The following is a 24,732-nucleotide window of genomic DNA, read 5'->3' on the forward strand; positions in this document are numbered from 1 at the left end:
GACCGGGCCGGGGCGTCAGCGCCCCTTGAAGGCGGCGGGCCGCTTCTGAACGAAGGCCAGCACGCCTTCTCGGGCGTCTTCCGTACGGCCCGCGTCGCCCTGCGCATAGGCCTCGGCCTCCAGCTGAAGGTGCCAGGGCGCGTCGAGAGCGTCCCAGACGAGGTTGCGCGTCATCCCGAGCGAGGCGGGGCCGTCCGCCAAGGCCTTGGCGTAGGTCATGGCGGCGTCCATCACCTCGACGTCCGGCACGCACCTGTTGATCAGGCCCCACTCCGCAGCGGTCTTCGCAGGCAGCTTCTCGCCCAGCAGCATCAGCTCCATGGCGCGCGCCTTGCCCACGAGCCGCGGCAGCAGCCAGGTGGCGCCGCCGTCGGGCACCAGGCCGATGCGACGGAAAGCCAGCAGGAAATAGGCGCTCTCGCCCGCGACGGCGAGATCGCACGCCAGGGCGAGGGAGACGCCGACCCCGGCCGCCACGCCGTTCACCGCGGCCACCACCGGCTTGGGCGAGCGGCGGACCTGGGTGACGAAGGGATTGTAGGTCTTCAGCAGGGCCTGGTTCGGACCCTTGCCCGAGTCGGCGACGCGGTTCGGGCCGCCCGAGAGGTTGGCGCCCGAGCAGAAGCCACGGCCCTCGCCGGTGATGACAATGGCGCGCACGGCCTCATCGTCGACCATGGCCTGGAAAGCGTTCACGAGGTCGGCCATCAGCTCCATGCCCGCGGCATTGAGCGTGGACGGGTCGGAAAGGGTGATCACGCCGACGCCGGCCTCGACCTGCGTCTTCACCTTGCTCGTCGCTTGTGCGCCGTCCATGGCGTCCTCCCTTTCGGCTCGTTTGACCGATTGGAGGGAAGATACCCCGGCGTCAGCCAAGGGAAAACGTATCCGTCAGGCTGCCGCGGCGATCGGGTCGGCGCAGGAGGTGCGGTTGCGGCCGCCGCGCTTGGACGCATAGAGCGCCGCGTCGGCGCGTTCGATCAGGCTGGCAGGACCTTCGCCCGCCTTCCGTTCCGCGATGCCGGCGGAGATGGTGATCGCGCCCAGGTCCTCGTTCGTGGAGCGCCGCTTGAGGATGCGTGAGGAGACCTCCTCGCGCACGGCTTCCAGGACGGAGAGGGCGGACCGGGCGGTCTCACCGGGGAAGATGACCGCAAATTCCTCGCCGCCGTAGCGGGCGGAGACGCGCGGGGAGGGGCTGTTGCGGCCGATGACGCTGGCCACGTAGCGGATCACCTGATCTCCGGTCTGGTGACCCCAGGTGTCGTTGAAGCTCTTGAAGTGGTCGATATCGATCACGGCGAGGGTGACGCCGCCGTCGGCGTGGCAGGCGCGCTCCAGCGCCTCGTCGAACGCCTTGCGGTTCGCCAGCCCCGACAGCGCGTCGGTCATGGCGTCCAGGCGCACCTGCTCCAGGTGTTCGCGCAGACGGCCGAGCTCGGCCGTGGTGTCGTGGAGCTGGGTTTCGAGGGCGTAGTTCTCCTCGCGCACCTTGCGGGTGGCGACGGTCAGGTTCTCGACCATCGACTTGATGGCCTGGGCGTCCTGCCCATCGAGCGACTCGCTGGCGTTGGCCAGTTGCTGGCCATAGGCCTCGGAACTCTCGCGGGCCGACTCAATGGCGCGGGAGACGCTGTCCAGTTCCTTGGACAGGGTCTGCCCGGCTTCCAGGATCTCGCCGTTCAGCTTGGCTTTGGGCAGGAACTGGGCGGCGAGCTGTTCGCCGACCGCTTCCGTGAACGGCTCCTTGCTGTCGATACGGCTGTCGATCTCCGCCGTCAGCGCCTGGTCGGCGGCGGCGACGTAGTGGACCCAGAGTTCGAAGTTCAGCGCGGTCGGCCAGACCTGGTTCGCTTCCATGGCCTGGATCGCCTTGCGGGCGATCTCGTAGGCCTTCGGGCCTCTCAGTGACGTCTCGACATCGGTGGACATGGCCGCGCCTTCAGTTCCCGCAGCGCCAGGCGCCACGGCTGCGGCGATCGTAGGTCCGGAGCCGGAAACGTCGGGTTAAAACGCCGGGATGCGGCTCAGCCGTCGGTGGAGCGCGGAGTCGTCGGCCGCATCAGGAAGGCAGGCACGTCGTCGCCGAAGCCAACCACGCGGTCGCCGTCCTCACGTTCGCCCCGACGGCCCCGCTCGCCCCGCTCGGAGCGGCCCGGCCGGTCGTTGCGGTCGCGGCGATCCGCCCGCTCGGGCCGTTCCTCCGGCGCCGGGCGTGCGCTGCGTTCAGGGCGCTCCGCGCGCTCGGCCCGGGTGGTGTGGGCCTCGCGCTCGGGCCGCTCGCTGCGGGCGCGCTTAGGACGGGGGGCCTCGTCCTGAACGGGAGCGGGGACGGGCGCTTCGACCTGGACCTCTTCGCGGGGCGCGCGGTCCTCACGGGGCCGGCGTTCGCGACTGCGCTCGCGGCCGCCGCGCTCACGCTTTTCGCCGCGGCCGGCGCGGGGCTCGTCCTTGATGTTCGCCCAATCGAGGTCGAGCGTGACGGTGTCGGGCGTCTTGCCGATCAGCTTCAGGACCTTGTCGAGGTTCTTGGCGTCGGCCGGCGTGGTGATCATGAACGCCTCGCCGGTCCGACCGGCGCGGCCGGTACGGCCGATGCGGTGCACGTAGTCGTCGGCGTGGTGCGGGACGTCGAAGTTGAAGACGTGGCTGACGGCCGGGATGTCCAGGCCGCGCGCGGCGACGTCGGAGGCGACCAGCAGCTTCAGGCCGCCGTTGCGGAAGCTCTCCAGCGTGCGCATCCGCGTCGCCTGATCGAGGTCGCCGTGGATGGCGGCGGCGTCGAGGCCGTGCTTCTTCAGCGACTTGGCGACGATGTCGACTTCCGACTTGCGGTTGCAGAAGACGATGCCGTTGTTGATCTCCGACCGGGCGATCAGCTCGCGCAGCGCGGTGCGCTTGGCCTTGGGGTCGGTCGTCGGAATCGGCACGAGGTGCTGGGCGATCGTCTCGGCGGTGGTGGCGGGGCGGGCCACCTCGATGCGCACCGGGTCCTTCAGGAACTGCTTGGTGAGGCGCGTGATCTCGGGCGGCATGGTCGCCGAGAAGAACAGCGTCTGCTTGCCCGGCGGCGTCATCTTGAAGATGCGCTCCAGGTCCGGGATGAAGCCCATGTCCAGCATGCGGTCGGCTTCGTCGACCACCATGATCTGGACGCCGGTCATGAGCAGCTTGCCGCGTTCGAAGTGGTCGAGCAGGCGGCCAGGCGTGGCGATCAGCACGTCGACGCCGCGGTCCAGCTTCTGCTCCTGGTCCTTAAAGGACACGCCGCCGATCAGCAGCGCCCACGAGAGCTTCTGGCCCTTGGCGTACTTCTCGAACGAGGCCGAGACCTGGTCGGCGAGTTCGCGGGTGGGGGCGATGACCAGCGCGCGGGGCATGCGCGCCTTGGCGCGGCCGGCCGCGAGGCGGTCGATCATCGGCAGGGTGAAGGCGGCTGTCTTGCCGGTTCCGGTCTGGGCGATGCCCAGCACGTCTCGGCCCTGCAGGGCGACCGGAATGGCCTGGGCCTGGATGGGAGTCGCGGTGGTGTAGCCCGTCTCGGCGACGGCGGTCAGGGTCGCGGGCGAGAGGCCAAGATCGGAAAATTCGGTCATCAGTTACCGGTGGTGCGGCGCTCGCCCGGACAACAGGCAGGCGCACGCGGCGGCGCGGGCGGACATCGCTGCGCGCGCGGAACATACGGAGAGGTCCGCCTAAGTCAACGCGTAGGCGGGCCTGCAGGTCCATCAGCCGCAAGGGCTCAGCGCCCGCGGATCAGATTCACCTGGATGAAGGCGCGGTAACTCTGGGCCCGCGGACGGCGCAGTTCGGCCTGGATTTCCCGCCGTGCGCGCCACTCCGCGAAGGCCAGCGCGCGGCGCGCGCCGAAGGCCCCGAGCCGGTCGAGCAGGCCCGGCCGGTCAGTCGTCGGCATCCAGTGCGTCGCCCCGTGGGAGCTCGGCCCAGCGAACGTCAGAGCGGTTGCGCGTTCGGGGCCGTGGGCTGTTTTTTCCGCGGTTTCCCTTCGGCGGCATGCTCGGGCGCGCCGTAGTCCGGCGTCCAGGCTTCGGCCTCGGCGTCGTCGGGCCTGAAGCTGCGCGGCTCGGACGGGCCGCCGCTGCGCAGCGCCTCGGCGAAGGCGCGGGCGGCTTCGGCCAGGGCGAAAGCCAGCGTCGTGCTGGCCCCGCCGAGCGCGCCGGCCGTGTCGCCGCCGGCCTGTACCACGCTGTCCTTGGCATTTCCGGCCATGCGGCGGACCTTGGGATCGTCCTTGGCCTTCATGCCCGCGGCGAGCGCGCCCGCGCCTAGGATCGCCTCGGCGATCAGGTGCTGACCCTGCCTGGAGGCCAGCAGTTCGGCGAAGCGCCCTTTTCGGACGGCCTTGGGCACCTTCACGCCGGCGATCCGCTTGGGCAGGGCGCCGCCGCCCTTGGCCGACTTCTTCTTCGACTTCGACATGTCCGGCTCCTCGTATCGCCGGACTAACGGGCGCAGGCTCTGCCGTGTTCCTAGATGTCGAGGTCGGCGGCGGCGAACTCTGCGTTCTCCTGGATGAAACGGAAGCGCAGCTCGGGCTTGCGGCCCATCAGCGCCTCCACCAGGTCCTCCACGGTCTCCTCGGCGCGCGGGAGCACGACGCGGGCGAGCGTCCGCGTCTTGGGGTCCATGGTGGTTTCCTTGAGCTGGCTGGGCATCATCTCGCCCAGGCCCTTGAACCGGCTGATCTCGGGCTTCTTGCCCTTGAACTCGGTGGCCAGCAGCTCGTCGCGGTGGGCGTCGTCCTTGGCGTAGACCGCCTTGCCGCCGTGGCTGAGGCGGTACAGCGGCGGCAGCGCCAGGTAGAGTCGGCCCGAGCGGATCAGGTCCGGCATGGTCCGGAAGAAGAAGGTGATCAGCAGGCTCGCGATGTGGGCGCCGTCGACGTCGGCGTCCGTCATGATGATGATGCGCTCGTAGCGCAGCTCTTCTTCCTTGAACTTCGATCCTGGCTGGACGCCCAGGGCCAGCAGCAGGTCCGACAACTCCTTGTTGCCGCCGAACTTGTCGGTGGAGGCCGAGGCGACGTTCAGGATCTTGCCGCGCAGGGGCAGGATGGCCTGGTTCTTCCGGTCCCGGGCCTGCTTGGCCGAGCCGCCCGCCGAGTCGCCTTCGACCAGGAACAGCTCGGCGCCGTCGATGGCGTTGCCGGCGCAATCGGCGAGCTTGCCGGGCAGCCGCAGCTTGCGGGTCGCGGAGGCGCGGGCGACTTCCTTGTCCCTGCGGCGCTTCAGGCGCTCCTCGGCGCGCTCGACGACGAACTGGAGGAGCGCGCTCGCGGCTTTGGGCTGTGCGGTCAGCCAGTGGTCGAAGGGATCGGCGAGGGCCTTTTCCACCAGGCGCTGGGCCTCGGTGGACGACAGCTTCTCCTTAGTCTGGCCCTGGAACTCGGGGTCGCGGATGAAGACGCTGACCAGGCTGCCCGCCTGGGCGACGACGTCATCGGCGGTGATGATGCCGCCGCGCTTCTCGCCCACCAGCTCGGCGTACTGCTTGAGGCCGCGGGTGAGGGCGGCGCGGAAGCCGCTCTCGTGCGTGCCGCCCTCGGGCGTGGGCACGGTGTTGCAGTACGACTGGATGAAGCTGTCGGCCTCGCCGAAGCCCGCGGGGGTCCAGGCCACCGCCCATTCGACCTTGCCGGCCTCGCCGGGGCGCTCGTAGCGGCCGGTGAAGGGCTCGGGCGTGACGGTCTCCAGGCCCTTGATCCGCTCGGCCAGGAAGTCGGCCAGGCCGTTCGGGAAACGGAACACCGCCTCGGCCGGGGTCTGGTCGTGGATGCGGGCTGGATCGCACTTCCAGCGGATCTCCACGCCGCCGAACAGGTAGGCCTTGGAGCGGGCCATCCGGTAGAGCCGGGCCGGCTTGAACGCCGCGCCGTCGCCGAAGATGACCGGGTCGGGCAGGAACGTGATCGCCGTGCCCTTCTTCCGCGTGGGGCCGATCTGCTCGATCGGGCCCAGCGGCTTCCCGCGTGTGAAGGCCTGACGCCACTCGAACCCGTCCTTGTAGGCGGTGACCTCGACCCGCTCCGACAGGGCGTTCACCACCGAGACGCCCACGCCGTGCAGGCCGCCGGAGGTCTCGTAGGCCTTGCCCGAGAACTTCCCGCCCGAGTGCAGGACGGTCATGATCACTTCGAGCGCCGACTTGCCCGGATGCTTCGGATGCGGGTCCACGGGAATGCCGCGGCCGTCGTCGCGGACGGTGAGGGCGCCCTCGGCGTCCAAGGTCACCTCGATAATCTTGGCGTGGCCGGCGACGGCCTCGTCCATGGCGTTGTCGAGGACTTCGGCGAACAGGTGGTGCAGCGCCCGCTCGTCGGTGCCGCCGATGTACATGCCCGGCCGCTTGCGGACCGGCTCCAGGCCCTCGAGGACCTCGATGTCCTTGGCCGAGTAGCCGGTCGTGGGCTTGGCTCCGACGACGGCGGGATCGGGCCGCGGCTCGTGCGTCTCCGCCAACGGCGAAGCCGGCGCCGGATTGAGGGCGTCATCGAACAGGGAGGCTTGGGCGGTCTTTGGGGACATGGGGCCGAGTTTGGGGCGATTCTGGATCGCTCCCGTATGGCCGCCCGGGGAGGTCAGATCAATGCAGGCCGCTTGCGACCTATGCGTCCTGGGGCGTGAGCCGCTACCTCCTGGCTGCGTAGATGGCGCTCAGGCGGTCTGGCGCGCCTGCTATCCGCTCCAGACGCGGATAGCGCAGGCCACCGGTCCATTCGAGGGCGACGGTCCGGAAGTGGTCGCCGTCCTTCACGATAAGGCTGATCGGGGCCTTGCCGTCCTTGGCGGCCTTGATGGCTTCCTTGAAGCGGCCCGAGTCATAGGCGATGCCGTTCACGGCCAGGATCTGGTCGCCCACGGTCAGACCGGCCTTGAAGGCCGCGCTGTCCCACAGCACGCCCGTGATCTTGGCCTCGCGATTCAGCACCAGCCCGCCCGAATAGGTCAGGTCGACGATCTTCCGGCTGGCCTCGTTGTCGTTCCAGTAGTCGGTCGGCGTGTCGGTGTAGATGAGCCGGTAGCCCCCGCGCTCGACGCCCGCGAGCGGGGCCTCGGGCGAGACCTGCCGCAGCTTTGAGTCCAGGAACCCCGCCCAGTCATGCGGCTGGACCTTGTTCAGCGCGTCGACGACGTCCTCGAAGGTATAGGTGAGGGGCTGTTTCCACTCGCCGTCGTTCATGCCGAAGAACGCGCGGGCGAAGTCGTCGAGACTGCGCTTTCCGCCCGATTTCTCGCGGATCATCGTGTCGACATCGAGCCAGACGAGTTGGCCTTCGGAGTAGTAGTCCTCGCTCCGCTGCCAGCTGGTCCACGGGATCGGACGCCGCCCGGACAGGATCGGGTCGTTGGTGGTGTCCTCGACCGAGCGCCACTGGCGGCCGGGCCGGCCCTCGGAATAGGTGGCCGCGGTCATGGCGAGCGCGTCCAGCGTCTGCTGCTTGGTGACGAGGCCGGAGCGGGCGCCCAGGACGAAGCCCCAGTACTGGTCCTGGCCTTCGTAGACCCAGAGCAGGCTGTCGCGCATCGGCTCGTTCAGCGTCGGCCGCCAAAGGTCGGCGCCGCGGCGGTACTTGCCGTCCCAGGAGTGATTGTACTCGTGAGGCAGGAGGTTACGGGCCGGCGCGTTCTTCGACCACTCGGTGAAGTATTCCGGGTCGGTGCCGTTTTCGCTGGAGCGGTGGTGCTCGAGCCCGATGCCGCCCATCCGCTCGGTCAGGGCCAGCAGGAAGTCGTAGTGGTCGTAGTGGCGCGCCCCGTAGAGCTCGTCGGCCTGACGAACGAGCTCGCGATGCTTCTCGATCTGCTCAGGCGTCGCGGCCAGGAGTTCGGGGCGGTCGGCCACGATGTTGAGGCGGACCGGCGACTTGCCGCTGGTGTCGAGGTCATAGCGCTGGAAGTAGCGGCCGGCGAACAGCGGCGAGTCGGTGAAGGTGTCGAAGTCCGTCCGCTTGAAGCGGACCAGCCCGCCATCCTGCGACGCCGTCTCCAGCGCGGTGCCATAGCCCCAGCCCGCCGGCAGCCGGATCGAGGCGTCCACGGGGATGCGGCGCATGTAGTAGCCGGCAGGGTACATCGCGAGCGAGATCCACTGCGCATTCAGCATCTCGGGTGTGATCAGGACCCGGCCCTGGTCGCCCGCGGTGGGCGTCACGTGCTGAAACTCGATCTCGATCGTCTTTGCGCCTGCGGGCGGGGTCACGTGGAACGAGAAGACCTCGATCGGGTCACGCTTCCATTCCAGGGGCCTGCCGTCGGCCCGGAAGGTCAGGCCTGCGATGTTGTAGATCGGATTGCGGGGCGAGTGGCCGCCTGGCACCCACTTCGGAAAGTGGATGGTCATCGGACCGGGGGCGACCACCGGGATCGTCTGGCGAACGCGGAAGATGCGCCGCTCCAGGTCGGTGGCGTCGACGTCGACCGTGATCACGCCCGGATAGGCCACGTCCTGAGGCGCCGGGACCGGCGGCGGGAGCGGAGAGGGCTGGGGACCTTCGGAAGGCTGGGCGAGGGCGGGGCCGGCCGCGATCAGCGCGGCGAGGACGAAAACGGAAGAACGCATACAGGGGTTCTAGCAGCCCCCAGCCGCACCGCAATTGGCGCCGCCTGGCCGATGGGGCGTTAGAAGGTCAGGAGCAGAGAGGAACAGCATGCGCCCACGATCTGCGCTCTTTGTGCTCATCGCCGCCGGGACGATGATGTTGAGCGCCTGCCAGCAATCGACCGCCAGGGCCGAGCCGCCGACGCCCGCGCCGCCCAGCCGCGCAGTCGATACCGGCGGGGCCTGCGGCGGCATCGCGGGTTTCGCCTGCCGCGGCGCCGACGACTTCTGCAAGATGGCGACCGGGACGTGCCGGGTGGCCGACAACATGGGCGTCTGCACGACCAAGCGACCCGTCTGCACGCGAGAGTACCGGCCGGTCTGCGGGTGTGACGGCAAGACCTACGGCAACGCGTGCGAGGCCAACGCCGCCGGCGTCAGCCTGGCGGCCGAGGGCGAGTGCAAGGCCGGCTAGGCAGCGGATGCAAAAAAGGGCCGCGGATTGCTCCGCGGCCCTCGAATTCGCCTCAGGAAATCCTGACTAGCACTTGTAGTACATGTCGAATTCCACCGGATGCGGGTGGAGCTGGAGGCGCATGACCTCTTCCATCTTCAGCTCGATGTAGGCGTCGATGAAGTCGTCGTCCATGACGCCGCCCTTCTTGAGGAAGGCGCGGTCCTTATCGAGGCTTTCCAGGGCTTCGCGCAGCGAGCCGCAGACTTCCGGAACCTTCTTCTGCTCGCGGGGCGGCAGGTCGTAGAGGTTCTTGTCCATCGCCGGACCCGGATCGATCTTGTTCTCGATGCCGTCGAGACCAGCCATCAGCAGGGCCACGAAGGTGAGGTACGGGTTGCCCATCGGGTCGGGGAAACGCGCCTCGATGCGCTTGGCCTTGGGGCTGTCGACGTGCGGGATACGGATCGACGCCGAGCGGTTGCGCGACGAGTAGGCCAGCTTCACCGGGGCTTCGTAGCCCGGCACCAGGCGCTTGTACGAGTTCGTCGTCGAGTTCGAGAACGCGTTGATCGCCTTCGCGTGCTTGATGATGCCGCCGATGTACCAGAGGCACATGTCTGACAGGCCCGCGTACTTGTCGCCGGCGAACAGCGGCTTGCCGTCCTTCCAGATCGACTGGTGCACGTGCATGCCCGAGCCGTTGTCGCCGAACATCGGCTTGGCCATGAAGGTGGCCGTCTTGCCGTAGGCGTGGGCCACGTTGTGGATCACGTACTTATAGAGCTGCATCCGGTCGGCCATGGTGATCAGCTCGTCGAACTTGAGGCCAAGTTCGTGCTGGGCCGGGGCGACCTCGTGGTGGTGCTTCTCGGGTTTCATGCCGAGCTCGCCCATGACCGCCAGCATCTCGCCGCGCAGGTCCTGGCCGCTGTCCACCGGATTCACCGGGAAGTAGCCGCCCTTGGGGCCCGGGCGGTGGCCCATGTTGCCTTCCGGATAGGCCTTGGCCGACGAGACCGGCAGCTCGGTGGAGTCGTAGGAGTAGCGGGTGTCGTTCGGGGAGGTGTTCCACTGCACGTCGTCGAACACGAAGAACTCGGCTTCGGGGCCGAAATAGACCGTGTCGCCGACGCCGGCCGACTTCACATAGGCCAGGGCGGCCTTCGCGATCGAGCGCGGGTCGCGGTTGTAGGGCGTGTTCGTGTCAGGGTTCACGACGTCGCAAAACAGGACGAGCGTGGTCTGCTGATAGAACGGGTCGATGTGGGCCGAGGCGAGGTCCGGCCTCAGCTTCATGTCCGACTCGTTGATAGCCTTCCACCCGGCGATCGAAGAGCCATCGAACATCGTGCCGTCGTTGAGGAAGTCCTCGTCGACGAGGTCAATGTCGAAGGTGACGTGCTGCATCTTGCCCTTCACGTCGGTGAAGCGAACGTCGACGTATTTGACGTCCTTCTCCTTGATCTGGTTCAGGATGTCCTTCGCGGAAGCCATGGTTCTATCCCCTTGCTTGTCTCGATCGGTGCGAACGTGTGTTGAGGTCAGACGGCGACGGAGCCGGTCTCGCCGGTGCGGATGCGCATGACGTCGAGGACCTCGGAGACGAAGATCTTGCCGTCGCCGATGCGGCCCGTGCGGGCGGCGGTGGAGATCGCCTCCAGCGCGCGCGACAGCTGGTCGTCGGCCACGACGACCTCGATCTTTATCTTCGGCAGGAAGTCCACGACGTACTCGGCGCCGCGGTAGAGTTCCGTCTGACCCTTCTGGCGGCCGTACCCCTTGGCCTCGATCACCGTCATGCCCTGGACGCCCAGCTCCTGCAGGGCCTCCTTCACCTCGTCGAGCTTGAAGGGCTTGATGATGGCTTCGATCTTTTTCATGGCTCAGCTCATGGCGGAACGGCGTGCGCCGCCCCCGCGGTTGGCGGCGACGGAGCACGCGGCAGGCGGCCCCCACAAGGAAACTCGGTTGCTTGCCGCGACGGCCGCCTGGGAAAATGGATCGTCGCCCGAAAAATGGGCGCCATCGGATCAAAAAACGGTCACCTCCGAAAACGGCTCGCAAGATGGCGTTCCGGGCCCGGGATGACCGCTCAGCACGTCGGGAGGCGGGTCAGGCATGGGTGATCGCACCCCTGTTCTCATCGGAGCGGGCCAATTCACGTATCGGGGCGATCCGGCGAGTTCGCCGTCGCCGACGGCTCTGCTGAAGATTGCAGCGGAACGGGCCGCGCTGGATGCGGGGATCGGCGCCGCCGGCCTAGCGGCGATCGATGCGCTGGCCGTCGTGGGCTTCACCATCGACGCTCCGGGATCGAAGCGGGGCATGATCCCCCACTCGAACAACCCGCCGGCGAACCTGTCCGGGCGGATCGGCGCCCGGCCCCGCTGGAGCGTCTATTCGGAGATGGGCGGCAACACGCCCCAGTACCTGATCAACACGCTGGCCCAGAAGATCGCCCGGGGGGAAGCGGAACTGGCGCTGACCGTCGGCTGCGAGTTCCTGGGCTCGGCGATGAAGCGGGCCGCCCGCGGCCTGTCGTTCGACGACTGGACGGCGGACGAGCCCGAGGACCTGCCGCCGCCGGAGCGCATCGGCGACCCGCGCGCCGGCGTCTCGCCTTACGAGGCGCGGCACGGACTGGACCGGCCGATCAATATCTATCCGCTGTTCGAGAACGCGCTCCGCGCCCGCGACGGCCGCTCGATCCCCGACCATCAGCGGCGCATGGCCGAGCTGTTCTCGCGCTTCAGCGAGGTGGCCAAGGACAATCCCGAGGCCTGGTTCCAGGTCGCGCGCAGCGCCGAGGAGATCGCCACGGTCTCCGAGAAGAACCGCATGATCGGCTTCCCGTATCCGAAGCTGATGAACGCCATCATGGAGGTGGACCAGTCGGCGGCCGTCATCGTGGCCAGCGAGGCCAAGGCGCGGGAGCTCGGGGTGTCCGTGGACAAGTGGGTCTATCTGCACGGCTGCGCCGACGCCGCCGACCTGTGGCGCCCGCTGGACCGCCAGAACTTCCATTCCAGCCCGGCCATGCGCCGCACGGGGGAGAAGGCCCTGGAGATGGCCGGCATCGGCCTCGACCGGATCGACCTGATCGATCTCTACTCCTGCTTCCCGGTGGCGGTGGAGATCGGGGCCGAGGAGCTGGGCCTGTCGCTGGACGATCCGCGCGGCCTGACGGTCACGGGCGGCCTGCCGTACGCGGGCGGGCCTGGCAACAACTACGTCATGCATTCCGTGGCGACGATGCTGCAGAAGCTGCGCCTGCGGCCGGGGGCGTACGGCCTGATCACCGGCAATGGGTGGTACCTGACGAAGCAGTCAACAGGGATCTATTCCACCAAGCGCCCGGACGCCCCCTTCGAGCGCGAAGACCCCGCGATCCTGCAGCGCGAGATCGACGCCCTGCCGCATCCCGAGATCGTTGAGCAGCCGGAGGGCCGCGGCGCGATCGAGACCTACACCGTCGTCCACAGGCGGGAGGGCCCGTTCATGGCCATCGTCGTGGGCCGGGACGAGGCCGGGCGCCGTTTCGCCGCCAATACGCCCTCGGATGCGGCGCTGCTGTCAGGTATGGAGACGACCGAGCAGGTCGGACGCCCGGGAACGGTGCGGCCCGGCCCCGACGGGATCAACATCTTCACACCGGACTAGTCCTGCATGGCGCGCCTCTATCTGATCCGTCACGGACGACCGGCGTCCACCTGGGGCGGTCACGACGACGATCCGGGGCTGGATGCGCAGGGGCGGGCTCAGGCCGAGGCCGCGCGGGACTGGCTGCTGGCGCTGCCCGAGGCCGAACGGCCGAGGCGGGTCGTCAGTTCGCCCCTCCGCCGCTGCCGCGAGACCGCCGCGCCGATGGCCGAGGCGCTGGGCGTCGAGATCGAGATCGACCCGGTCGTGGGCGAGATCCCGACGCCGTCGAACCTGGCGCCCGAGGCCCGCCCGGCCTGGTTGCGCAAGGCGTTCGAGGGGACCTGGGCCGAGATCGAGGGGGACCTCGACTACGACGGCTGGCGCGAGGCGATCGTGGCGAAGCTCTGCGCGCGCGGCGACACGGCGGTCTTCTCGCACTACGTGGCCATCAATGCGGCTGTGTCTCGCCTGACCGGCGATGCGCGCGTGCTGGCGTTCCGCCCCGACCACGCTTCGATCACCGTGCTGGAGACCGACGGCGAGCGCCTGACGCTTGTCGCCAAGGGCGCGGAAGCCCAGACGAGCGTCCTGTGAGCGGACGGCCGATCCTCACGGTCGCCGAAATGGCGGCCGCCGACCGGGCGGCGATCGAGGGCGGCACGCCGGGCGAGGCGCTGATGGAGCGCGCGGGGGCGGCGGTGGCCGACGCGGTCTGCGCGCGGTTCCGGCCTCAGCCGGCGGCGGTCCTCTGCGGGCCGGGCAACAATGGGGGCGACGGGTATGTGGTCGCTCGCCTGCTGAAGCAGCGCGGCTGGCCGGTGGAGGTGAGGGCGCTGGCCGAGCCGGCGACGGCCGACGCCCGGGCCGCGGCCGCCAGGTGGGACGGCGATGTCCGGCCGCTCGACGGCGAGGCGCCGGCGGGACTGATCATCGACGCCCTGTTCGGCGCAGGCCTGGCCCGGCCGCTGGACGGCGTCGCCGCGGCGGTCGCGCAGCGCGTGGCGCGGCCGGAGAAGGTGGTGGCGGTGGACACCCCCAGCGGCCTGCCCGGCGACACGGGCGATCCGAAGGGCCCGGTGTTCCACGCCGCGCTGACCGTCACCTTCCATGCGCGCAAGCCGGCCCACGTGCTGGAGCCGGGCAGGAGCCTCTGCGGAGAGGTGGTGGTCGCCGACATCGGCCTTGGCGAGACGGCGAGCCGGCTGGTGGAGAACGGCCCGGATCTCTGGCTGGAGCGGTTTCCCTGGCCGACGGCGGCGTCCCACAAGCACGAGCGCGGACGGCTGATCGTGGTCAGCGGCGGCGCCTGGAGCACCGGGGCGGCGAGGCTCGCCGCGCGCGCGGGCCTGAGGATCGGGGCCGGCCTGGTCACGGTGCTGTCGCCGACCGAGGCGCTGGCGTCGAACGCCGCCCACCTGGAGGCCGTGATGCTGCGGCCGTTCGAGACCGACCTGGAGCTGGAACAGGCCGCCGCCGACGTCGACGCGGCCGTCATCGGCCCGGCCGCGGGCGTGGACGAGAGCACCCTGCTGAACGTACTGGCCCTGGCGCGCACCGGGGCCGCCCTCGTGCTGGACGCCGACGCGATCACCGTCTTCCGCGACGATCCGGAGGAGCTGTTCTCGGTGCTGGACCGGGACGACGTCCTGACTCCGCACCCGGGCGAGTTCGAGCGGCTGTTTCCCGGTCTTCTGAAGGGCGCGCCGGAACGGATCACGGCGGCGCGCGCGGCTGCCCAGAAGGCCGGCGCCGTCGTGCTGCTGAAGGGGGCCGACACCGTGATCGCGGCGCCGGATGGCCGCGCGGCCGTGAACGTCAACGGCTCGCCCTGGCTGGCGACCGCCGGATCGGGAGACGTGCTCGCCGGCTTCATCGGCGGCCTGGTCTCCCAGGGCATGGAGAGCTTCGAGGCGGCGTGCGCCGGGGCCTGGATCCATGCCGAGGCCGCCGAGCTGTTCGGGCCGGGACTGATCTCGGAAGACCTGCCGGGGCTGGCGCCCGGCGTGCTTCGGCGGCTGTACGACGAGCGCTAGTCGAACAGCTCGGCGCGGACCCCGCGGGCCATCTCGGCCAGGATGTCGGCCGCGAGCGTGTCGAGCTCCGAACCCTCGCGATAGTCGCCGCCGGCCGCCAGCCGCGCCCGCCCGTCCTTGATCAGCTTGTCGGCGGCGGCCTCGGTGATCGGCTTCTCGGGATCATAGACCGCGACGGGATGGCCGCCGTGATCGGTCATCACTCGCATGACGGGGATGTCCGTCAGACCGTCTCCGAAGAAGGCGATGCGATTGAACGGGACGGCGCGGTCCCGATCGGCCTGGACCGCATTGATCGCGTCATTGTCCCACTCGTTCAGCGTCCACTTGTTGATGCGGAACAGGTACTGGGTCTTGCCGGTGTAGTTGATGGCGAGCGCAGGGCCGACGGCCTCGTCGTCTGCGTTGAACATGAAGGCGGATGCATAGATCCGCTCGAAACATGCCGCGATCGGCGAGCCCTCGATCAGCTCGCGGTTGCCGGACGAGATGATGAAGTGGCGGAGATCGAGACCCAGCGCTTCGGCGCGGGCGTTCTGGCGAGCGAACCAGTCCTCCACCCCCGGAAAGAGCCTTAGACTGGCGCCTCGCTTACGCCAGCTGTCCCGCGACAGCTCGAGACCCTTCTCGCGCGCCTTCTCAAGCATGAGGTGCATGTAGGCGAGGATCCCGTCGCCGCGCTGGGCCTCGGCGATCCGCCGCGTTTCGTCCCAGAACTCGGCGTGGCCTAAGCCGAGTTCGTCGGGGATGAAGGCGTGCTCCTGCATGTTGCCGGGCGCCAGCGTGCCGTCGAAATCATAGGCGAAGACGGCCAGCGGCCGGGGCGGGGAGCTCATGCGCGCTTCCTAGCCGATCGCTTCCGGCGAGGCGATGCAAGGGTGCAACAGCGCCGGCCAGATGATCCGCTCAGGGATCGTCGAACGAGGTTTGGCGTTTCGCGGCCATGCAAGGCAACGACACCATCTCGGAGCTGGTGGACGCCCTGCGCAGGGCGGTGATCGAAGCGGAACGCGATCGCCCCCAGCGTGAGATCGACCCGCCGCAGGCTCCCCCGACGCCCGTCAGCCCCGGCCGCGCCGCCGCATAGCATCGCCCGTCAGCGCGACGGCGGCGATCAGCAGCGGCAGCAGGAAGAAGGCGAGGCGGTAGCCGAGAAACGCCGCCGCGAGCGGCGCCGGCCGCACGCTGGCCAGGAGGGCGGACAACGAGCCCTCGAACACGCCGACGCCGCCCGGCACGTGCGAGATCAGCCCCACGACCACGGAAGGGGCGTACGCGCCCACGAAGCTGAAGTAGCCGACCGAGCCTTCGGGCAGCAGGGTCCAGATGATGCCCGCGGCCACGGCGTTGTCGAAGGCGCCGAGCCCGATCTGCGCCAGGGCCACGCGCCAGGAGGGCAGCTTGAGGCTATGGCCGAACCCGCGAAGGGGGCGCTTCAGGTTCCCGCAGAGCGCGACGTAGATGGTGACGCCCACCAGCAGCAGGACGCCGAGGCCATCGGCCACCGGACCTGCGATCCGCGTGGCGTCCGTGTCATGCCCCTTGGCGACCAGCAGGCTGACGCCTGAAAGAGCGGACAGGCCCACGGCGAAAGAGACGCCGTGGAAGACGGTCGTGGCGGCCACCTGCTTCAGCGAGACCCCGAACCGATCGTAGAAGCGCGCCCTGACGGCGCCGGAGACCAGGAGGTTGGCGCCCAGCGTGTGGCCGATGGCGTTCGCCAGGAACGAGCCCCAGAGCGCCGGAACGATCGGCAGGCGTGCGCCCGCCCACCGCAGGCCGAACCACTCCACGAAGCCCATCAAGGTGAAGCTGGCGGCCGAGAGGAGGAGCGCGAGGACCACGTCCGCGTACCCCCAGGCGCGCATGGACGAGCCGATCTCGGCGGGGCTGACGTCGCGAAACTCGCGCCACAGCACGAAGATGGCCGCGGCCAGGAGCAGGAACGGCACGACGTGAAGCGCCCAGCGCCGGATCAGCGGATAGAAGCGCGAGCCCTGCGTCTCGGGCAGGGCTGCGGCGAGATCCTCTTCCAGGTCTTCCAGACCCTGGGTGCGGGGTTCGGTGGGATCCTGGATCTGCACGGGAACACGTCTCCCTTGAGTCGGAACCGATGACCACGGCGCAGGTTCTTGCCTGCGACTTCGGCCAAACCAGACGGAGGCGATCATGGCCCGGGAACACTGGCGCGACGAGCACCCTGAGCGGGACCGCCGCTGGCGCACGGAGGCGCGCGAGCGCGACGACTTCGGACAGGCGGATTATTCGACGGACTATGCGTACGACCCGCGCTCGCGGAGCGGCTACCGCGCGGACGAGGCCATGCGGGCCCGCGGCGATGACTACGGCCAGGCCGACTACACCACCGACTGGGCCTACGATCCCGACCGCGGCCGGCCCTATCGTCGGTTCTCGGGCGAGGACCGCAGCTACGACCAGCGCGAACCGTCCCGGTCGTGGATGGATCGCGCGGGGGACTTCTTCGCCGGCCGCAGTCGATACGAAGATGACGGCCGGCGCGACGCCGATGGCCATCGCGACAGCGACCGCCGCTACGAAGACGAACGCCGGGCCCGCCGTCGGCGGGGCTCCTCGGACCGCGTGCTCTGGGCCGTGATCATGGAGCGGCTCGAGGACGATCGGCGGATCGACCTGCGCGACGTGGACGTCATCGTGGACGACGGCGAGGTGATCCTGAACGGCACCGTCCGCCGCAAGGAGGACAAGCGTCGCATCGAGGACGTCGCGGACATCGACGGGGTGCGCAACGTGCAGAACAACCTTCGTGTGCGCGATCGCGATCGCGGCTGGACCTTCCTCTAGCCGTTGCTTACTCGGCCGTCGGGCGGCGGAAACGCCGCCTGAAGCGCTCGACCACGACCGGCGCGTAGGCCGCGGCCAGGCCGCCGAGGTCCGCCACCCAGTTGTCCACGAGCGGCCCCAGAGGCGCGCCGGCGGGCAGGTGCGAGGCCTCGAGCGCCGTGGCGAACAGGAAGTAGCCCAAAGCGATGTGGCGCAGCCGCGCGCGGGGCATGGCGGCCAGGCCGGCCAGGGCCGCCACGTAGAAGGCCGCGAAATGCTGCAGGTAGTGGGACCGGACGAAGTCCGGAACCATCCACGGCGGCAGGAAGACCGCCACGACGATCGCCAGGATCGCGGCGAGGAAGGCCAGTCGCGCCAGTATCGCCAGAGGTCCTGCGTCGGGATAGCGGCCGTCGCCGAAGAGGGTGGGGTCCTGATCCATGGCCGCGGACCCTAGGGCCCAAGGCGTGACATCGAAACCCCCATCGAATTGCGCTTCGGAACCTGAGCCGCGGGGCCAACCGTTGAAGGCGGCATGAGCAAGCCCGTCGTCGTCAACATCCCCCACCAGCTCGGCCGAGCCGAGGCGCGCCGGCGTATCGACGACGGCATCGGCCGGCTGACGCACCAGTTCGCCGCGATGGGCGAGACGCGGCACGCCTGGGACGGCGACATCCTTCGCTTCGCGGTTGCGGCCATGGGCCAGGAGGTGACCGGCTCCGTCGACGTGCGCGAGCAGGAGGTCGTCCTGCAGGTAGTGCTGCCCGGGTTCCTGGCGATGATCGCCAGCAAGGTGAAGGGGCGAATCCAGAAGGAGGGGCAGATCCTCCTGGAGGACAAGCGTCGATCCTGAGACACGCGGAAACTCCAGAGCGCGCCAGGGGTTTAGGAGCTGAGCTTTAAGCAGGAGAGTTCCGCATGCCCAATCGGCAGACCGAAGACGAAGCCAAGCGCGCCTTCACACACGGCTCCAGCGGCGCGACCGCAGACATGGCCAGCGACAAGGGCGGCGCTATCGAGGAGCACCGCCATGTGGAAGCGCCGGCGTCCAGGCAGGCCGAGCCGCTGAAGGAAGGCGAGAAGCCCGACCACATGGCGCAGCGGGAAGCCGAAGCCGAAGACCGCCAGGAAGCGCTGCTGGACGAAGCCATCGAAGAGACGTTTCCAGGCTCCGATCCGATCAGCCCCAAGCACATCACCTGAGGCTCCGAACCTGGGATCCAGGGGCGTCCCGGCAATGCCCGGGACGCCCTTTTGCTATTGGGGCTCGCCGACTGTGTCGGCCATGACCGCGCCGCGCTCGCCGAGCGGCCGTTCCGGACCGATCGTGGTGTCCTTGACGGTCTGGTGCTCGATCTCGGAATTCAGCTCCGCGCCCAGCAGCACCACCTGGGCCGAGACGTAGAGCCACATCAGGAAGCCGATCACCGCGCCCAGCGAGCCGTAGGTCTTCTCGTAGTGGGCGAAGTTGGCGACGTAGATCGAGAAGGCCGCCGAGGCGACGACCCAGAGCACGATCGCCGCGGCGCTGCCCGGCGTGATCCAGCGCCAGCGCACGCGATCCCGGCTGGGACCGAAACGGTAGAGCAGCGCGAGGCCCACCGCCATGGCGACAAGCAGGAGCGGATAGCTGATCCAGCGGAAGAGGGCGGCCGTTCCCGCGCCGGCGAACGGCTCGATGGCCGCCGGCGCCGCAAGCACCGCGATGGCGGCCAGGGCGAACAGCAGGAAGCCGACGGTGAACGCCAGGGAGGTCAGGGTCTTGCGGACGAAGCCGCGCTTCTCCTTCTCGTCGTAGGCGATGTTCATGGCCGTGATCATCGCCTTCATCGCGCCGTTCGCGCTCCAGATCGACAGCAGCAGGCCGCCCGCGAAGGCGAGCGACAAGCCGCCTTCCGAGCCGGCCGACAGGCGGACGAGCTGCTCGCCCACCATCCGCAACACCTCGGGCGGCAGGATCACCGAGAGCACCGCCAGGTGCCGCTGCGCCTGTGCCACGTCGGCGAAGAGACCGTATAGGGCGGCGAATGCGCCAAGCGCCGGAAAGATGGCGAGCACGGTGTAGAAGGTGACGCCGGCGGCCACGAGCGGCGCCTGATCGTCGCCGAACTCCTTGAAGGACCGGACCAGAATGTCCCTCCAGCCCTTCGCGGGGATTTCGGCCGGACTGTCCGCATGCCGCCCCCGGGTCCTGTCGTGGAGTTGGCCAGGATCGGCCGTGCTGCGGTTGGGGTTCGGCTGATCGCTCGGACCTTCCTCCGCTGGCGGAGGCGGCGGAACCGGTGGTTGCGGCCGGCGGGCGGCGGCCCCGCTTCGCGGCATCAGCGCGATGCCGGCGAGCACGAGGAAGGGGGCGGCCTTCCGAAGAGCCTGAGCCATGTACGCGACCTCCTGAACAGCGGGGCTGCAACAGGCGGACGCGGGGGGCGGTTCCCGCCCGTCAGGCCCTCAGCGCCTCATAGGCCTCCTGCGCCTCCAGCCATTCGATCTCCGCATCGGCGACAGCCTGCTGGGCGGCCTCTCGGCGGCGCCCGAGCTCGGCCGCCTTGGCCGGGTCCCGGGCGAAGATGTCCGGGTCCGTCAGCCCCCGGTCGATCTCGGCGAGCTGCTGCGTGGCCCGGGCCAGCGCGGCCTCCGCCGCTTCCGCGCGGCGTCGGGCCGGGCCTGTGGGGACCTTGGCCTTGTTCTGAGGCGGCGCGGCCGGCGGCTTGGCCTCGGGTTCGGCCTTAACCTGGGTGGGCGCTCGGGCGGCGACCCGGGCGCGGTCCAGCACGAACTGGGCGTATTCATCCATGTCGCCGTCGAAGGGCTGGATCGTCCCATCGGCGGCCAGCCACAGCCGATCGGCGACCATCTCCATCAGCGATCGGTCGTGGGTGATGAGGACCACCGCGCCCTCGTAGTCGTTCAGCGCCTCCAGCAGCGCGCGGCGGCTGTCGATGTCCAGATGGTTGGTCGGCTCGTCGAGGATCAGTAGGTGCGGCGCCTCCATGGCCACGAGGTTCAGCAGCAACCGGGCGCGCTCGCCGCCGGAGAGGCTCGCAACCTTGGTCTCCACCTTCTCGTAGCTGAAGCCGAACTGGGCGATCACCGAACGCCGCTTGGCCTCGGTGGCCTCGGGCATCGCCCGCCGGATGATCTCCAGCGGCGTGTCGTTGGGATCCATCGCCTCGATCTGGTGCTGGTGGAACCAGCCGACCTTCATGCGCTGCGAGCGGTGGAACAGGCCGGACTCCACAGAGAGTGCGCCGGCGACCAGCTTGGCGAAGGTCGACTTGCCGGCCCCGTTCACGCCCAGCAGGCCGATCCGGTCGTCGATGTCGAGCCGCAGGTCCAGCTTCTTCAGGATCGGCGGGCCGCCATAGCCCACCGCGGCGCCTTCCAGTCTCAGGAGCGGCGGCGCCAGCGGGCGTTCGGGCGAGGGCAGCAGGAAGGGGGCGACGTGGTCCTCGATCACGGCCGCGATCGGCGGCAGCTTCGCGATCGCCTTCAGGCGGGACTGCGCCTGACGAGCCTTGGTCGCCTTGGCGCGGAAGCGGTCGACGAACGACTGCATATGGGCGCGCTTGGCTTCGATCTTGGCTCGAGCCGCCTCCTGCAGGCGCAGCTTTTCGGCGAGCTGACGCTCGAAGCTGTCGTAGCCGCCCGTATAGAGCTCCAGCTTGCCGTCCTTGAGGTGGAGGATGTGGTCGACCGAGTTGTTGAGCAGTTCGCGGTCGTGGCTGATGACGATCGCCGTGTGGGGGTACTTCCGCAGGCGGGCTTCCAGCCAGAGTGCGCCTTCGAGGTCGAGATAGTTGGTGGGCTCGTCCAGCAGCAGAAGGTCCGGTTGTGCGAAGAGGCTGGCCGCTAGGGCGACCCGCATCCGCCAGCCCCCCGAGAACTCGGCCATCGGCCGCGAGAGATCCTCGTTGGAGAAGCCGAGACCCGACAGGATCTCGGCCGCACGCGACGGTGCGCGGTCGGCGTCGATCTCGTTCAGGCGATTGTAGATCTCGCCCATCTCTTCGGGGGGAGCGGTATCGAGCCGCGCGAGCAGGGTGGCGCGCTCCACGTCGGCGGCGAGCACGGTCTCGAGCAGCGGGACCGGCGTGGCCGGGTGCTCCTGGTCGACCGAGCCGATGCGGGCGGCCTTGGGCAGGCTGATCTCGCCCGAGCCGAGGGTGAGCTGCCCCAGGATGAGCTTGAAGAGCGTGGACTTGCCGACGCCGTTGCGGCCGACCAGACCCACCTTGGCGTCCTTGGGCAGGGTGACGCTGGCCTGGTCGAAGAAGCGGCGCCCCCAGGCGTCGAAGACGAGGTCGTTGATCTGAAGCATGACTGGACGGGTGCGTGTGTACGGGCGCGGACCCGCGCTCGCCGGTCTCGCGATGTTGGGAGGTCAGGTAGAATTTTGCCGCGCCGCCGCCTGACCGGCAGGGCCCATAGCAGACGGCGAGCGGTTCGTCAGCGCCGGATGCGTCGCAGCGCCTTGGCGAGCGGGGGTCTTACGGCTATAGACGCGCCACCTCGCGGGCCGCCCGCGACTCCTCCCCATCCTGCCAAGAACAAGAAGACCCATGACCGAACGCACTTTCTCGATCATCAAGCCGGACGCCACCCGCCGGAACCTGACCGGCAAGGTCAATGCGGTGATCGAGGACGCCGGCCTGCGCATCGTCGCCCAGAAGCGCATCAAGATGAGCCAGGCCCAGGCCGAAAAGTTCTACGAGATCCACAAGGAGCGCCCGTTCTTCGGCGAGCTGGTCGAATTCATGACCTCGGCTCCGGTGGTCGTGCAGGTCCTCGAGGGCGACAACGCCGTGGCCCGCTACCGGGAAGTCATGGGCGCCACGAACCCGGCCCAGGCGGCCGACGGCACCATCCGCAAGCTGTACGCCGAGAGCGTCGGCGAGAACTCGGTGCATGGCTCGGACAGCCTCGACAACGCCAAGCTCGAAATCGCCCAGTTCTTCTCGGACGACGAGATCGTCGGCTGATCCGACGCAACGACTTTGGCTCGGCGGCATTACCCCGCCGAGCCATTCCTTCCTGACATCAGTTCAAAGTGAGCATGCGAGAATCCAAGGTTATGCCTGGCTTCTCCGAGCGCCTTTCCGCACAGGCGGAAGCTCGGAAGGCCCTTCTGGAGAAGTTCAAGCCGAAGCCGACCGTGCGTGCGGAAGGCGAGGTGTTCGAGACCCGCGAGCAGCGCAAGGCGCGTGAGCTCGAGGAAGTCCGCGCAAAGCGCGCCGCCGAGAAGGAAGCCGCCCGGCTCGCCAAGGAGAAGGCGGAAGAGGAAGCCCGTCTGGCTCGCGAGAACGACGAGGAACTGCAGCTCGCGCTGAAGCGCGACGAGCGCAAGGCGCGCAAGGCCGCGGCCAAGGCCGAAGCCCGGGCCAAGCGTGAGCTGAAGTCGCAGATGCGGCGGGGCTGACCCGCCGCTACTCGTCGGCGACGCCCGTCACCTTGCGGGACATCTCGCCGTAGTAGCCCTGGATGAGAAGTTCGACGGTCTCGCCCCGTTCCTCGGACTCGAATGCGAGGTCCTTGGCCAGTTGAATTGCGGCCGATCGCGACAGATCGTTAGCCACGGGGGCCCCGTCGCAGAAGACGGTCCAATCGCCGTCTTTCAGGGTTACTGCGTATTGCACCATTCGTCGGACCCCTATGCGAACCTTCAGCGTACGAGATGCGCCGAGGTTCCCGAGACGTTGGGTCGATCCCAGGAAGTTCAGCCGCAAGGCTGGAAACGTGCAATCCAGAGTCGAGTGCGTCCGCCTCTCCTCCGGTGATGCACAAGGTTAATGGTCACGCGATCTTCCTCGTGACCTGACCCTGGTTCGCTGCGACACTGGCGGCGGAGGTCGTCATGGTGTCTCCGCACCTCATCTACTTCGCCGATCCCATGTGCTCCTGGTGTTACGGGTTCTCGCCCGTGATCGAGGACATCCGCCGCGCCTTCGGGCGGGCGCTGCCGATCCGTGTGGTCATGGGCGGCCTGCGTCCCGGCACGGACCAGCCGATGACCGCGGAGCGCAAGGCGGAGCTCGTCGGGCACTGGGCGCACGTCACGGAGGCGACGGGTCTTCCGTTCGACCCCGCCGCGCTGGACCACGAGGGGTTCCTGTACGACACCGACCCGGCCGCACGCGCGGTGGTGGTCGTCCGCCGCGATGGCGAGGAGGCGGGGGCAAGCTATCTCGGCCGGCTGCAGCGGGCGTTCTACGCCGAGGCCCGGGACATCACCTCGGGAGAGGTTCTGGCCGACCTGGCGCAGGAGGCGGGCGCCGACCGGCAGCGGTTCCTCGATCAGTGGGGTTCGGAGGAGGCGAAGGCGGAGACCTGGCGCGACTATGCCATCTCCCAGCGCGCCGGCGTGACGGGCTTCCCGACGCTGGTCGCGGGGCCGAGCGAGGAGGGCGCATTCGGCGTCGTCACCCGCGGCTATGCACCGTCCGAGCCCGTCGTCGAGACCCTTCGGGAATGGATTTCGCGCGTCGCGTCCTGACGGGCGCCTTGCGCCGCCCCCGGGGGCGGGCGATATCGGAGGGGACGGCGCAATCCGAGCCTTGCGCCAAACGTCTCTTAAGGAAGCTTCCTCTCCATGCGTGATCCCGTCACCACCGCCCTGGGCCTCGTGCCGATGGTCGTCGAGCAGACGAGCCGGGGCGAGCGCGCCTACGATATCTTCTCCCGCCTGCTGAAGGACCGGATCGTCTTCCTGGCGGGTCCCGTCGAAGACGGCATGGCCAGCCTGATCTGCGCCCAGCTTCTCCATCTCGAGGCCGAGAACCCGAAGAAGGAGATCCAGATGTACATCAACTCGCCGGGCGGGGTGGTGACGTCGGGCCTCGCGATCTACGACACCATGCAATACATCCGCTCGCCGGTGATCACGCTGTGCCTCGGCATGGCGGCCTCGATGGGCTCGTTCCTACTCATGGCCGGCGAGAAGGGCAGCCGCATCGCCCTGCCGAACGCGCGGATCATGGTGCACCAGCCGTCGGGCGGCTACTCGGGCAAGGCGACGGACATCCAGCGCCACGCCGAGGACATCATCAAGACCAAGCGCCGGCTGAACGAAATCTATTCGAAGCACACCGGCCAGCCGATCGAGGTGGTCGAGGAGACGCTGGACCGCGACTACTTCATGACGGCCCAGGAGGCCAAGGACTGGGGTCTCGTCGATCACGTGTGGGAAAAGCGCGACAACGAAGCCTGATCCCGGCCCGAACGAACGTTCCGCAAGGCCCGGGC

Annotated in this window: 27 protein-coding genes; 12 read left to right on the forward strand and 15 right to left on the reverse strand. The window is 69.0% G+C overall.

Features of this window, described 5'->3' with window-relative positions:
• Nucleotides 1-15: 15 nt before the first annotated feature.
• The 7 genes from ACO2Q0_RS13690 to ACO2Q0_RS13720 all read right to left on the reverse strand — a co-directional run bounded on the left by ACO2Q0_RS13690 (nucleotide 16) and on the right by ACO2Q0_RS13720 (nucleotide 8,580).
• Nucleotides 16-816: an enoyl-CoA hydratase/isomerase gene (locus tag ACO2Q0_RS13690; RefSeq protein WP_423352059.1), complete on the reverse strand. Its 801-nt coding sequence runs from the start codon at nucleotides 814-816 to the stop codon at nucleotides 16-18.
• A 75-nt stretch (nucleotides 817-891) separates the two neighbouring features.
• Nucleotides 892-1,932 carry a diguanylate cyclase gene (locus ACO2Q0_RS13695; RefSeq protein ID WP_423352060.1) on the reverse strand — a complete coding sequence of 347 codons (1,041 nt, stop codon included), beginning with the start codon at nucleotides 1,930-1,932 and terminating at the stop codon, nucleotides 892-894.
• A gap of 95 nt (nucleotides 1,933-2,027) precedes the next feature.
• Entirely contained in the window at nucleotides 2,028-3,596 is a 1,569-nt protein-coding gene (locus ACO2Q0_RS13700) for a DEAD/DEAH box helicase (RefSeq protein ID WP_423352061.1), read from the reverse strand.
• A 146-nt stretch (nucleotides 3,597-3,742) separates the two neighbouring features.
• Nucleotides 3,743-3,916 carry a hypothetical protein gene (locus tag ACO2Q0_RS13705; RefSeq protein ID WP_423352062.1) on the reverse strand — a complete coding sequence of 58 codons (174 nt, stop codon included), beginning with the start codon at nucleotides 3,914-3,916 and terminating at the stop codon, nucleotides 3,743-3,745.
• 38 nt (nucleotides 3,917-3,954) lie between these two features.
• Nucleotides 3,955-4,440, reverse strand: coding sequence for a hypothetical protein (locus tag ACO2Q0_RS13710; RefSeq protein ID WP_423352063.1), 486 nt, complete (start codon nucleotides 4,438-4,440; stop codon nucleotides 3,955-3,957).
• A gap of 50 nt (nucleotides 4,441-4,490) precedes the next feature.
• Nucleotides 4,491-6,545: a DNA topoisomerase IV subunit B gene (parE, locus tag ACO2Q0_RS13715; protein ID WP_423352064.1), complete on the reverse strand. Its 2,055-nt coding sequence runs from the start codon at nucleotides 6,543-6,545 to the stop codon at nucleotides 4,491-4,493.
• Nucleotides 6,546-6,648: 103 nt separating this feature from the next.
• Nucleotides 6,649-8,580: a M61 family metallopeptidase gene (locus ACO2Q0_RS13720; RefSeq protein WP_423352065.1), complete on the reverse strand. Its 1,932-nt coding sequence runs from the start codon at nucleotides 8,578-8,580 to the stop codon at nucleotides 6,649-6,651.
• A gap of 88 nt (nucleotides 8,581-8,668) precedes the next feature.
• Between ACO2Q0_RS13720 and ACO2Q0_RS13725 the strand changes: the two genes are divergently transcribed.
• Complete coding sequence (locus ACO2Q0_RS13725; RefSeq protein WP_423352066.1) at nucleotides 8,669-9,034, forward strand: Kazal-type serine protease inhibitor family protein; 366 nt, start codon at nucleotides 8,669-8,671, stop codon at nucleotides 9,032-9,034.
• A 66-nt stretch (nucleotides 9,035-9,100) separates the two neighbouring features.
• Here the strand turns inward: ACO2Q0_RS13725 and glnA are convergent, their stop codons facing one another.
• Nucleotides 9,101-10,510 carry a type I glutamate--ammonia ligase gene (gene glnA, locus ACO2Q0_RS13730; protein WP_423352067.1) on the reverse strand — a complete coding sequence of 470 codons (1,410 nt, stop codon included), beginning with the start codon at nucleotides 10,508-10,510 and terminating at the stop codon, nucleotides 9,101-9,103.
• Nucleotides 10,511-10,557: 47 nt separating this feature from the next.
• The gene (locus tag ACO2Q0_RS13735) at nucleotides 10,558-10,896 is read right to left on the reverse strand and encodes a P-II family nitrogen regulator (RefSeq protein ID WP_423352068.1); all 339 of its coding nucleotides are present in this window, start codon (nucleotides 10,894-10,896) and stop codon (nucleotides 10,558-10,560) included.
• A gap of 238 nt (nucleotides 10,897-11,134) precedes the next feature.
• Between ACO2Q0_RS13735 and ACO2Q0_RS13740 the strand changes: the two genes are divergently transcribed.
• Genes ACO2Q0_RS13740 through ACO2Q0_RS13750 form a run of 3 tightly spaced genes read left to right on the forward strand, consistent with a single transcriptional unit; the run spans nucleotide 11,135 to nucleotide 14,691 of the window.
• Nucleotides 11,135-12,676 carry an acetyl-CoA acetyltransferase gene (locus ACO2Q0_RS13740; protein WP_423352069.1) on the forward strand — a complete coding sequence of 514 codons (1,542 nt, stop codon included), beginning with the start codon at nucleotides 11,135-11,137 and terminating at the stop codon, nucleotides 12,674-12,676.
• A 6-nt stretch (nucleotides 12,677-12,682) separates the two neighbouring features.
• Nucleotides 12,683-13,252 carry a histidine phosphatase family protein gene (locus ACO2Q0_RS13745; RefSeq protein WP_423352070.1) on the forward strand — a complete coding sequence of 190 codons (570 nt, stop codon included), beginning with the start codon at nucleotides 12,683-12,685 and terminating at the stop codon, nucleotides 13,250-13,252.
• Between the two features lie 29 nt (nucleotides 13,253-13,281).
• Nucleotides 13,282-14,691 (forward strand): NAD(P)H-hydrate dehydratase, encoded by a 1,410-nt coding sequence (locus tag ACO2Q0_RS13750; protein ID WP_423352274.1) that lies wholly within the window; start codon nucleotides 13,282-13,284, stop codon nucleotides 14,689-14,691.
• Here the strand turns inward: ACO2Q0_RS13750 and ACO2Q0_RS13755 are convergent.
• Entirely contained in the window at nucleotides 14,688-15,527 is an 840-nt protein-coding gene (locus ACO2Q0_RS13755; RefSeq protein ID WP_423352071.1) for an HAD family hydrolase, read from the reverse strand. The two genes, ACO2Q0_RS13750 and ACO2Q0_RS13755, sit on opposite strands and share 4 nt — an antisense overlap.
• A 107-nt stretch (nucleotides 15,528-15,634) precedes the next feature.
• Between ACO2Q0_RS13755 and ACO2Q0_RS13760 the strand changes: the two genes are divergently transcribed.
• Nucleotides 15,635-15,778, forward strand: coding sequence for a hypothetical protein (locus ACO2Q0_RS13760; RefSeq protein ID WP_423352072.1), 144 nt, complete (start codon nucleotides 15,635-15,637; stop codon nucleotides 15,776-15,778).
• On the opposite strand, the gene ACO2Q0_RS13765 is transcribed toward ACO2Q0_RS13760, so the two are convergent.
• Nucleotides 15,753-16,775: a lysylphosphatidylglycerol synthase domain-containing protein gene (locus ACO2Q0_RS13765; RefSeq protein WP_423352073.1), complete on the reverse strand. Its 1,023-nt coding sequence runs from the start codon at nucleotides 16,773-16,775 to the stop codon at nucleotides 15,753-15,755. The two genes, ACO2Q0_RS13760 and ACO2Q0_RS13765, sit on opposite strands and share 26 nt — an antisense overlap.
• A gap of 85 nt (nucleotides 16,776-16,860) precedes the next feature.
• Here ACO2Q0_RS13765 and ACO2Q0_RS13770 point away from each other — a divergent pair, with 85 nt between their 5' ends.
• Nucleotides 16,861-17,514, forward strand: a complete 654-nt coding sequence (locus ACO2Q0_RS13770) for a BON domain-containing protein (RefSeq protein ID WP_423352074.1) — start codon at nucleotides 16,861-16,863, stop codon at nucleotides 17,512-17,514.
• Between the two features lie 7 nt (nucleotides 17,515-17,521).
• Here ACO2Q0_RS13770 and ACO2Q0_RS13775 read toward each other — a convergent pair whose 3' ends face one another.
• The gene (locus tag ACO2Q0_RS13775; protein ID WP_423352075.1) at nucleotides 17,522-17,935 is read right to left on the reverse strand and encodes a hypothetical protein; all 414 of its coding nucleotides are present in this window, start codon (nucleotides 17,933-17,935) and stop codon (nucleotides 17,522-17,524) included.
• 93 nt (nucleotides 17,936-18,028) lie between these two features.
• Here ACO2Q0_RS13775 and ACO2Q0_RS13780 point away from each other — a divergent pair, with 93 nt between their 5' ends.
• Nucleotides 18,029-18,346 (forward strand): polyhydroxyalkanoic acid system family protein, encoded by a 318-nt coding sequence (locus ACO2Q0_RS13780; RefSeq protein WP_423352076.1) that lies wholly within the window; start codon nucleotides 18,029-18,031, stop codon nucleotides 18,344-18,346.
• A gap of 65 nt (nucleotides 18,347-18,411) precedes the next feature.
• Nucleotides 18,412-18,696 carry a hypothetical protein gene (locus tag ACO2Q0_RS13785; RefSeq protein WP_423352077.1) on the forward strand — a complete coding sequence of 95 codons (285 nt, stop codon included), beginning with the start codon at nucleotides 18,412-18,414 and terminating at the stop codon, nucleotides 18,694-18,696.
• A gap of 54 nt (nucleotides 18,697-18,750) precedes the next feature.
• On the opposite strand, the gene ACO2Q0_RS13790 is transcribed toward ACO2Q0_RS13785, so the two are convergent.
• Entirely contained in the window at nucleotides 18,751-19,872 is a 1,122-nt protein-coding gene (locus tag ACO2Q0_RS13790; RefSeq protein ID WP_423352078.1) for a YihY/virulence factor BrkB family protein, read from the reverse strand.
• A 61-nt stretch (nucleotides 19,873-19,933) separates the two neighbouring features.
• Complete coding sequence (locus ACO2Q0_RS13795) at nucleotides 19,934-21,811, reverse strand: ABC-F family ATP-binding cassette domain-containing protein (RefSeq protein ID WP_423352079.1); 1,878 nt, start codon at nucleotides 21,809-21,811, stop codon at nucleotides 19,934-19,936.
• Nucleotides 21,812-22,052: 241 nt separating this feature from the next.
• Between ACO2Q0_RS13795 and ndk the strand changes: the two genes are divergently transcribed.
• Both ndk and ACO2Q0_RS13805 read left to right on the forward strand, forming a co-directional pair.
• The gene (gene ndk, locus ACO2Q0_RS13800) at nucleotides 22,053-22,472 is read left to right on the forward strand and encodes a nucleoside-diphosphate kinase (RefSeq protein WP_423352080.1); all 420 of its coding nucleotides are present in this window, start codon (nucleotides 22,053-22,055) and stop codon (nucleotides 22,470-22,472) included.
• A 74-nt stretch (nucleotides 22,473-22,546) separates the two neighbouring features.
• On the forward strand, nucleotides 22,547-22,909 hold the full coding sequence (locus ACO2Q0_RS13805) for a DUF6481 family protein (RefSeq protein WP_423352081.1): 363 nt from the start codon (nucleotides 22,547-22,549) through the stop codon (nucleotides 22,907-22,909).
• Between the two features lie 7 nt (nucleotides 22,910-22,916).
• On the opposite strand, the gene ACO2Q0_RS13810 is transcribed toward ACO2Q0_RS13805, so the two are convergent.
• A complete protein-coding gene (locus tag ACO2Q0_RS13810; protein ID WP_423352082.1) occupies nucleotides 22,917-23,126 on the reverse strand; it encodes a hypothetical protein in 210 nt (69 codons plus the stop codon).
• 218 nt (nucleotides 23,127-23,344) lie between these two features.
• Here ACO2Q0_RS13810 and ACO2Q0_RS13815 point away from each other — a divergent pair, with 218 nt between their 5' ends.
• Complete coding sequence (locus ACO2Q0_RS13815) at nucleotides 23,345-23,983, forward strand: DsbA family protein (RefSeq protein WP_423352083.1); 639 nt, start codon at nucleotides 23,345-23,347, stop codon at nucleotides 23,981-23,983.
• Nucleotides 23,984-24,079: 96 nt separating this feature from the next.
• A complete protein-coding gene (locus tag ACO2Q0_RS13820; protein WP_423352084.1) occupies nucleotides 24,080-24,697 on the forward strand; it encodes an ATP-dependent Clp protease proteolytic subunit in 618 nt (205 codons plus the stop codon).
• Nucleotides 24,698-24,732 lie beyond the last annotated feature (35 nt).

It is taken from the genome of Phenylobacterium sp. VNQ135 (assembly GCF_049445735.1).
Lineage (GTDB): Bacteria > Pseudomonadota > Alphaproteobacteria > Caulobacterales > Caulobacteraceae > Phenylobacterium.

Bases quoted from the DNA above. Each gene is read 5' to 3' on its own strand.
- ACO2Q0_RS13690 (WP_423352059.1), bottom strand. From the start codon at position 816: ATGGACGGCGCACAAGCGACGAGCAAGGTGAAGACGCAGGTCGAGGCC.
- ACO2Q0_RS13695 (WP_423352060.1), bottom strand. From the start codon at position 1,932: ATGTCCACCGATGTCGAGACGTCACTGAGAGGCCCGAAGGCCTACGAG.
- ACO2Q0_RS13700 (WP_423352061.1), bottom strand. From the start codon at position 3,596: ATGACCGAATTTTCCGATCTTGGCCTCTCGCCCGCGACCCTGACCGCC.
- ACO2Q0_RS13705 (WP_423352062.1), bottom strand. From the start codon at position 3,916: ATGCCGACGACTGACCGGCCGGGCCTGCTCGACCGGCTCGGGGCCTTC.
- ACO2Q0_RS13710 (WP_423352063.1), bottom strand. From the start codon at position 4,440: ATGTCGAAGTCGAAGAAGAAGTCGGCCAAGGGCGGCGGCGCCCTGCCC.
- parE (WP_423352064.1), bottom strand. From the start codon at position 6,545: ATGTCCCCAAAGACCGCCCAAGCCTCCCTGTTCGATGACGCCCTCAAT.
- ACO2Q0_RS13720 (WP_423352065.1), bottom strand. From the start codon at position 8,580: ATGCGTTCTTCCGTTTTCGTCCTCGCCGCGCTGATCGCGGCCGGCCCC.
- ACO2Q0_RS13725 (WP_423352066.1), top strand. From the start codon at position 8,669: ATGCGCCCACGATCTGCGCTCTTTGTGCTCATCGCCGCCGGGACGATG.
- glnA (WP_423352067.1), bottom strand. From the start codon at position 10,510: ATGGCTTCCGCGAAGGACATCCTGAACCAGATCAAGGAGAAGGACGTC.
- ACO2Q0_RS13735 (WP_423352068.1), bottom strand. From the start codon at position 10,896: ATGAAAAAGATCGAAGCCATCATCAAGCCCTTCAAGCTCGACGAGGTG.
- ACO2Q0_RS13740 (WP_423352069.1), top strand. From the start codon at position 11,135: ATGGGTGATCGCACCCCTGTTCTCATCGGAGCGGGCCAATTCACGTAT.
- ACO2Q0_RS13745 (WP_423352070.1), top strand. From the start codon at position 12,683: ATGGCGCGCCTCTATCTGATCCGTCACGGACGACCGGCGTCCACCTGG.
- ACO2Q0_RS13750 (WP_423352274.1), top strand. From the start codon at position 13,282: ATGGCGGCCGCCGACCGGGCGGCGATCGAGGGCGGCACGCCGGGCGAG.
- ACO2Q0_RS13755 (WP_423352071.1), bottom strand. From the start codon at position 15,527: ATGAGCTCCCCGCCCCGGCCGCTGGCCGTCTTCGCCTATGATTTCGAC.
- ACO2Q0_RS13760 (WP_423352072.1), top strand. From the start codon at position 15,635: ATGCAAGGCAACGACACCATCTCGGAGCTGGTGGACGCCCTGCGCAGG.
- ACO2Q0_RS13770 (WP_423352074.1), top strand. From the start codon at position 16,861: ATGGCCCGGGAACACTGGCGCGACGAGCACCCTGAGCGGGACCGCCGC.
- ACO2Q0_RS13775 (WP_423352075.1), bottom strand. From the start codon at position 17,935: ATGGATCAGGACCCCACCCTCTTCGGCGACGGCCGCTATCCCGACGCA.
- ACO2Q0_RS13780 (WP_423352076.1), top strand. From the start codon at position 18,029: ATGAGCAAGCCCGTCGTCGTCAACATCCCCCACCAGCTCGGCCGAGCC.
- ACO2Q0_RS13785 (WP_423352077.1), top strand. From the start codon at position 18,412: ATGCCCAATCGGCAGACCGAAGACGAAGCCAAGCGCGCCTTCACACAC.
- ACO2Q0_RS13790 (WP_423352078.1), bottom strand. From the start codon at position 19,872: ATGGCTCAGGCTCTTCGGAAGGCCGCCCCCTTCCTCGTGCTCGCCGGC.
- ACO2Q0_RS13795 (WP_423352079.1), bottom strand. From the start codon at position 21,811: ATGCTTCAGATCAACGACCTCGTCTTCGACGCCTGGGGGCGCCGCTTC.
- ndk (WP_423352080.1), top strand. From the start codon at position 22,053: ATGACCGAACGCACTTTCTCGATCATCAAGCCGGACGCCACCCGCCGG.
- ACO2Q0_RS13805 (WP_423352081.1), top strand. From the start codon at position 22,547: ATGCGAGAATCCAAGGTTATGCCTGGCTTCTCCGAGCGCCTTTCCGCA.
- ACO2Q0_RS13815 (WP_423352083.1), top strand. From the start codon at position 23,345: ATGGTGTCTCCGCACCTCATCTACTTCGCCGATCCCATGTGCTCCTGG.
- ACO2Q0_RS13820 (WP_423352084.1), top strand. From the start codon at position 24,080: ATGCGTGATCCCGTCACCACCGCCCTGGGCCTCGTGCCGATGGTCGTC.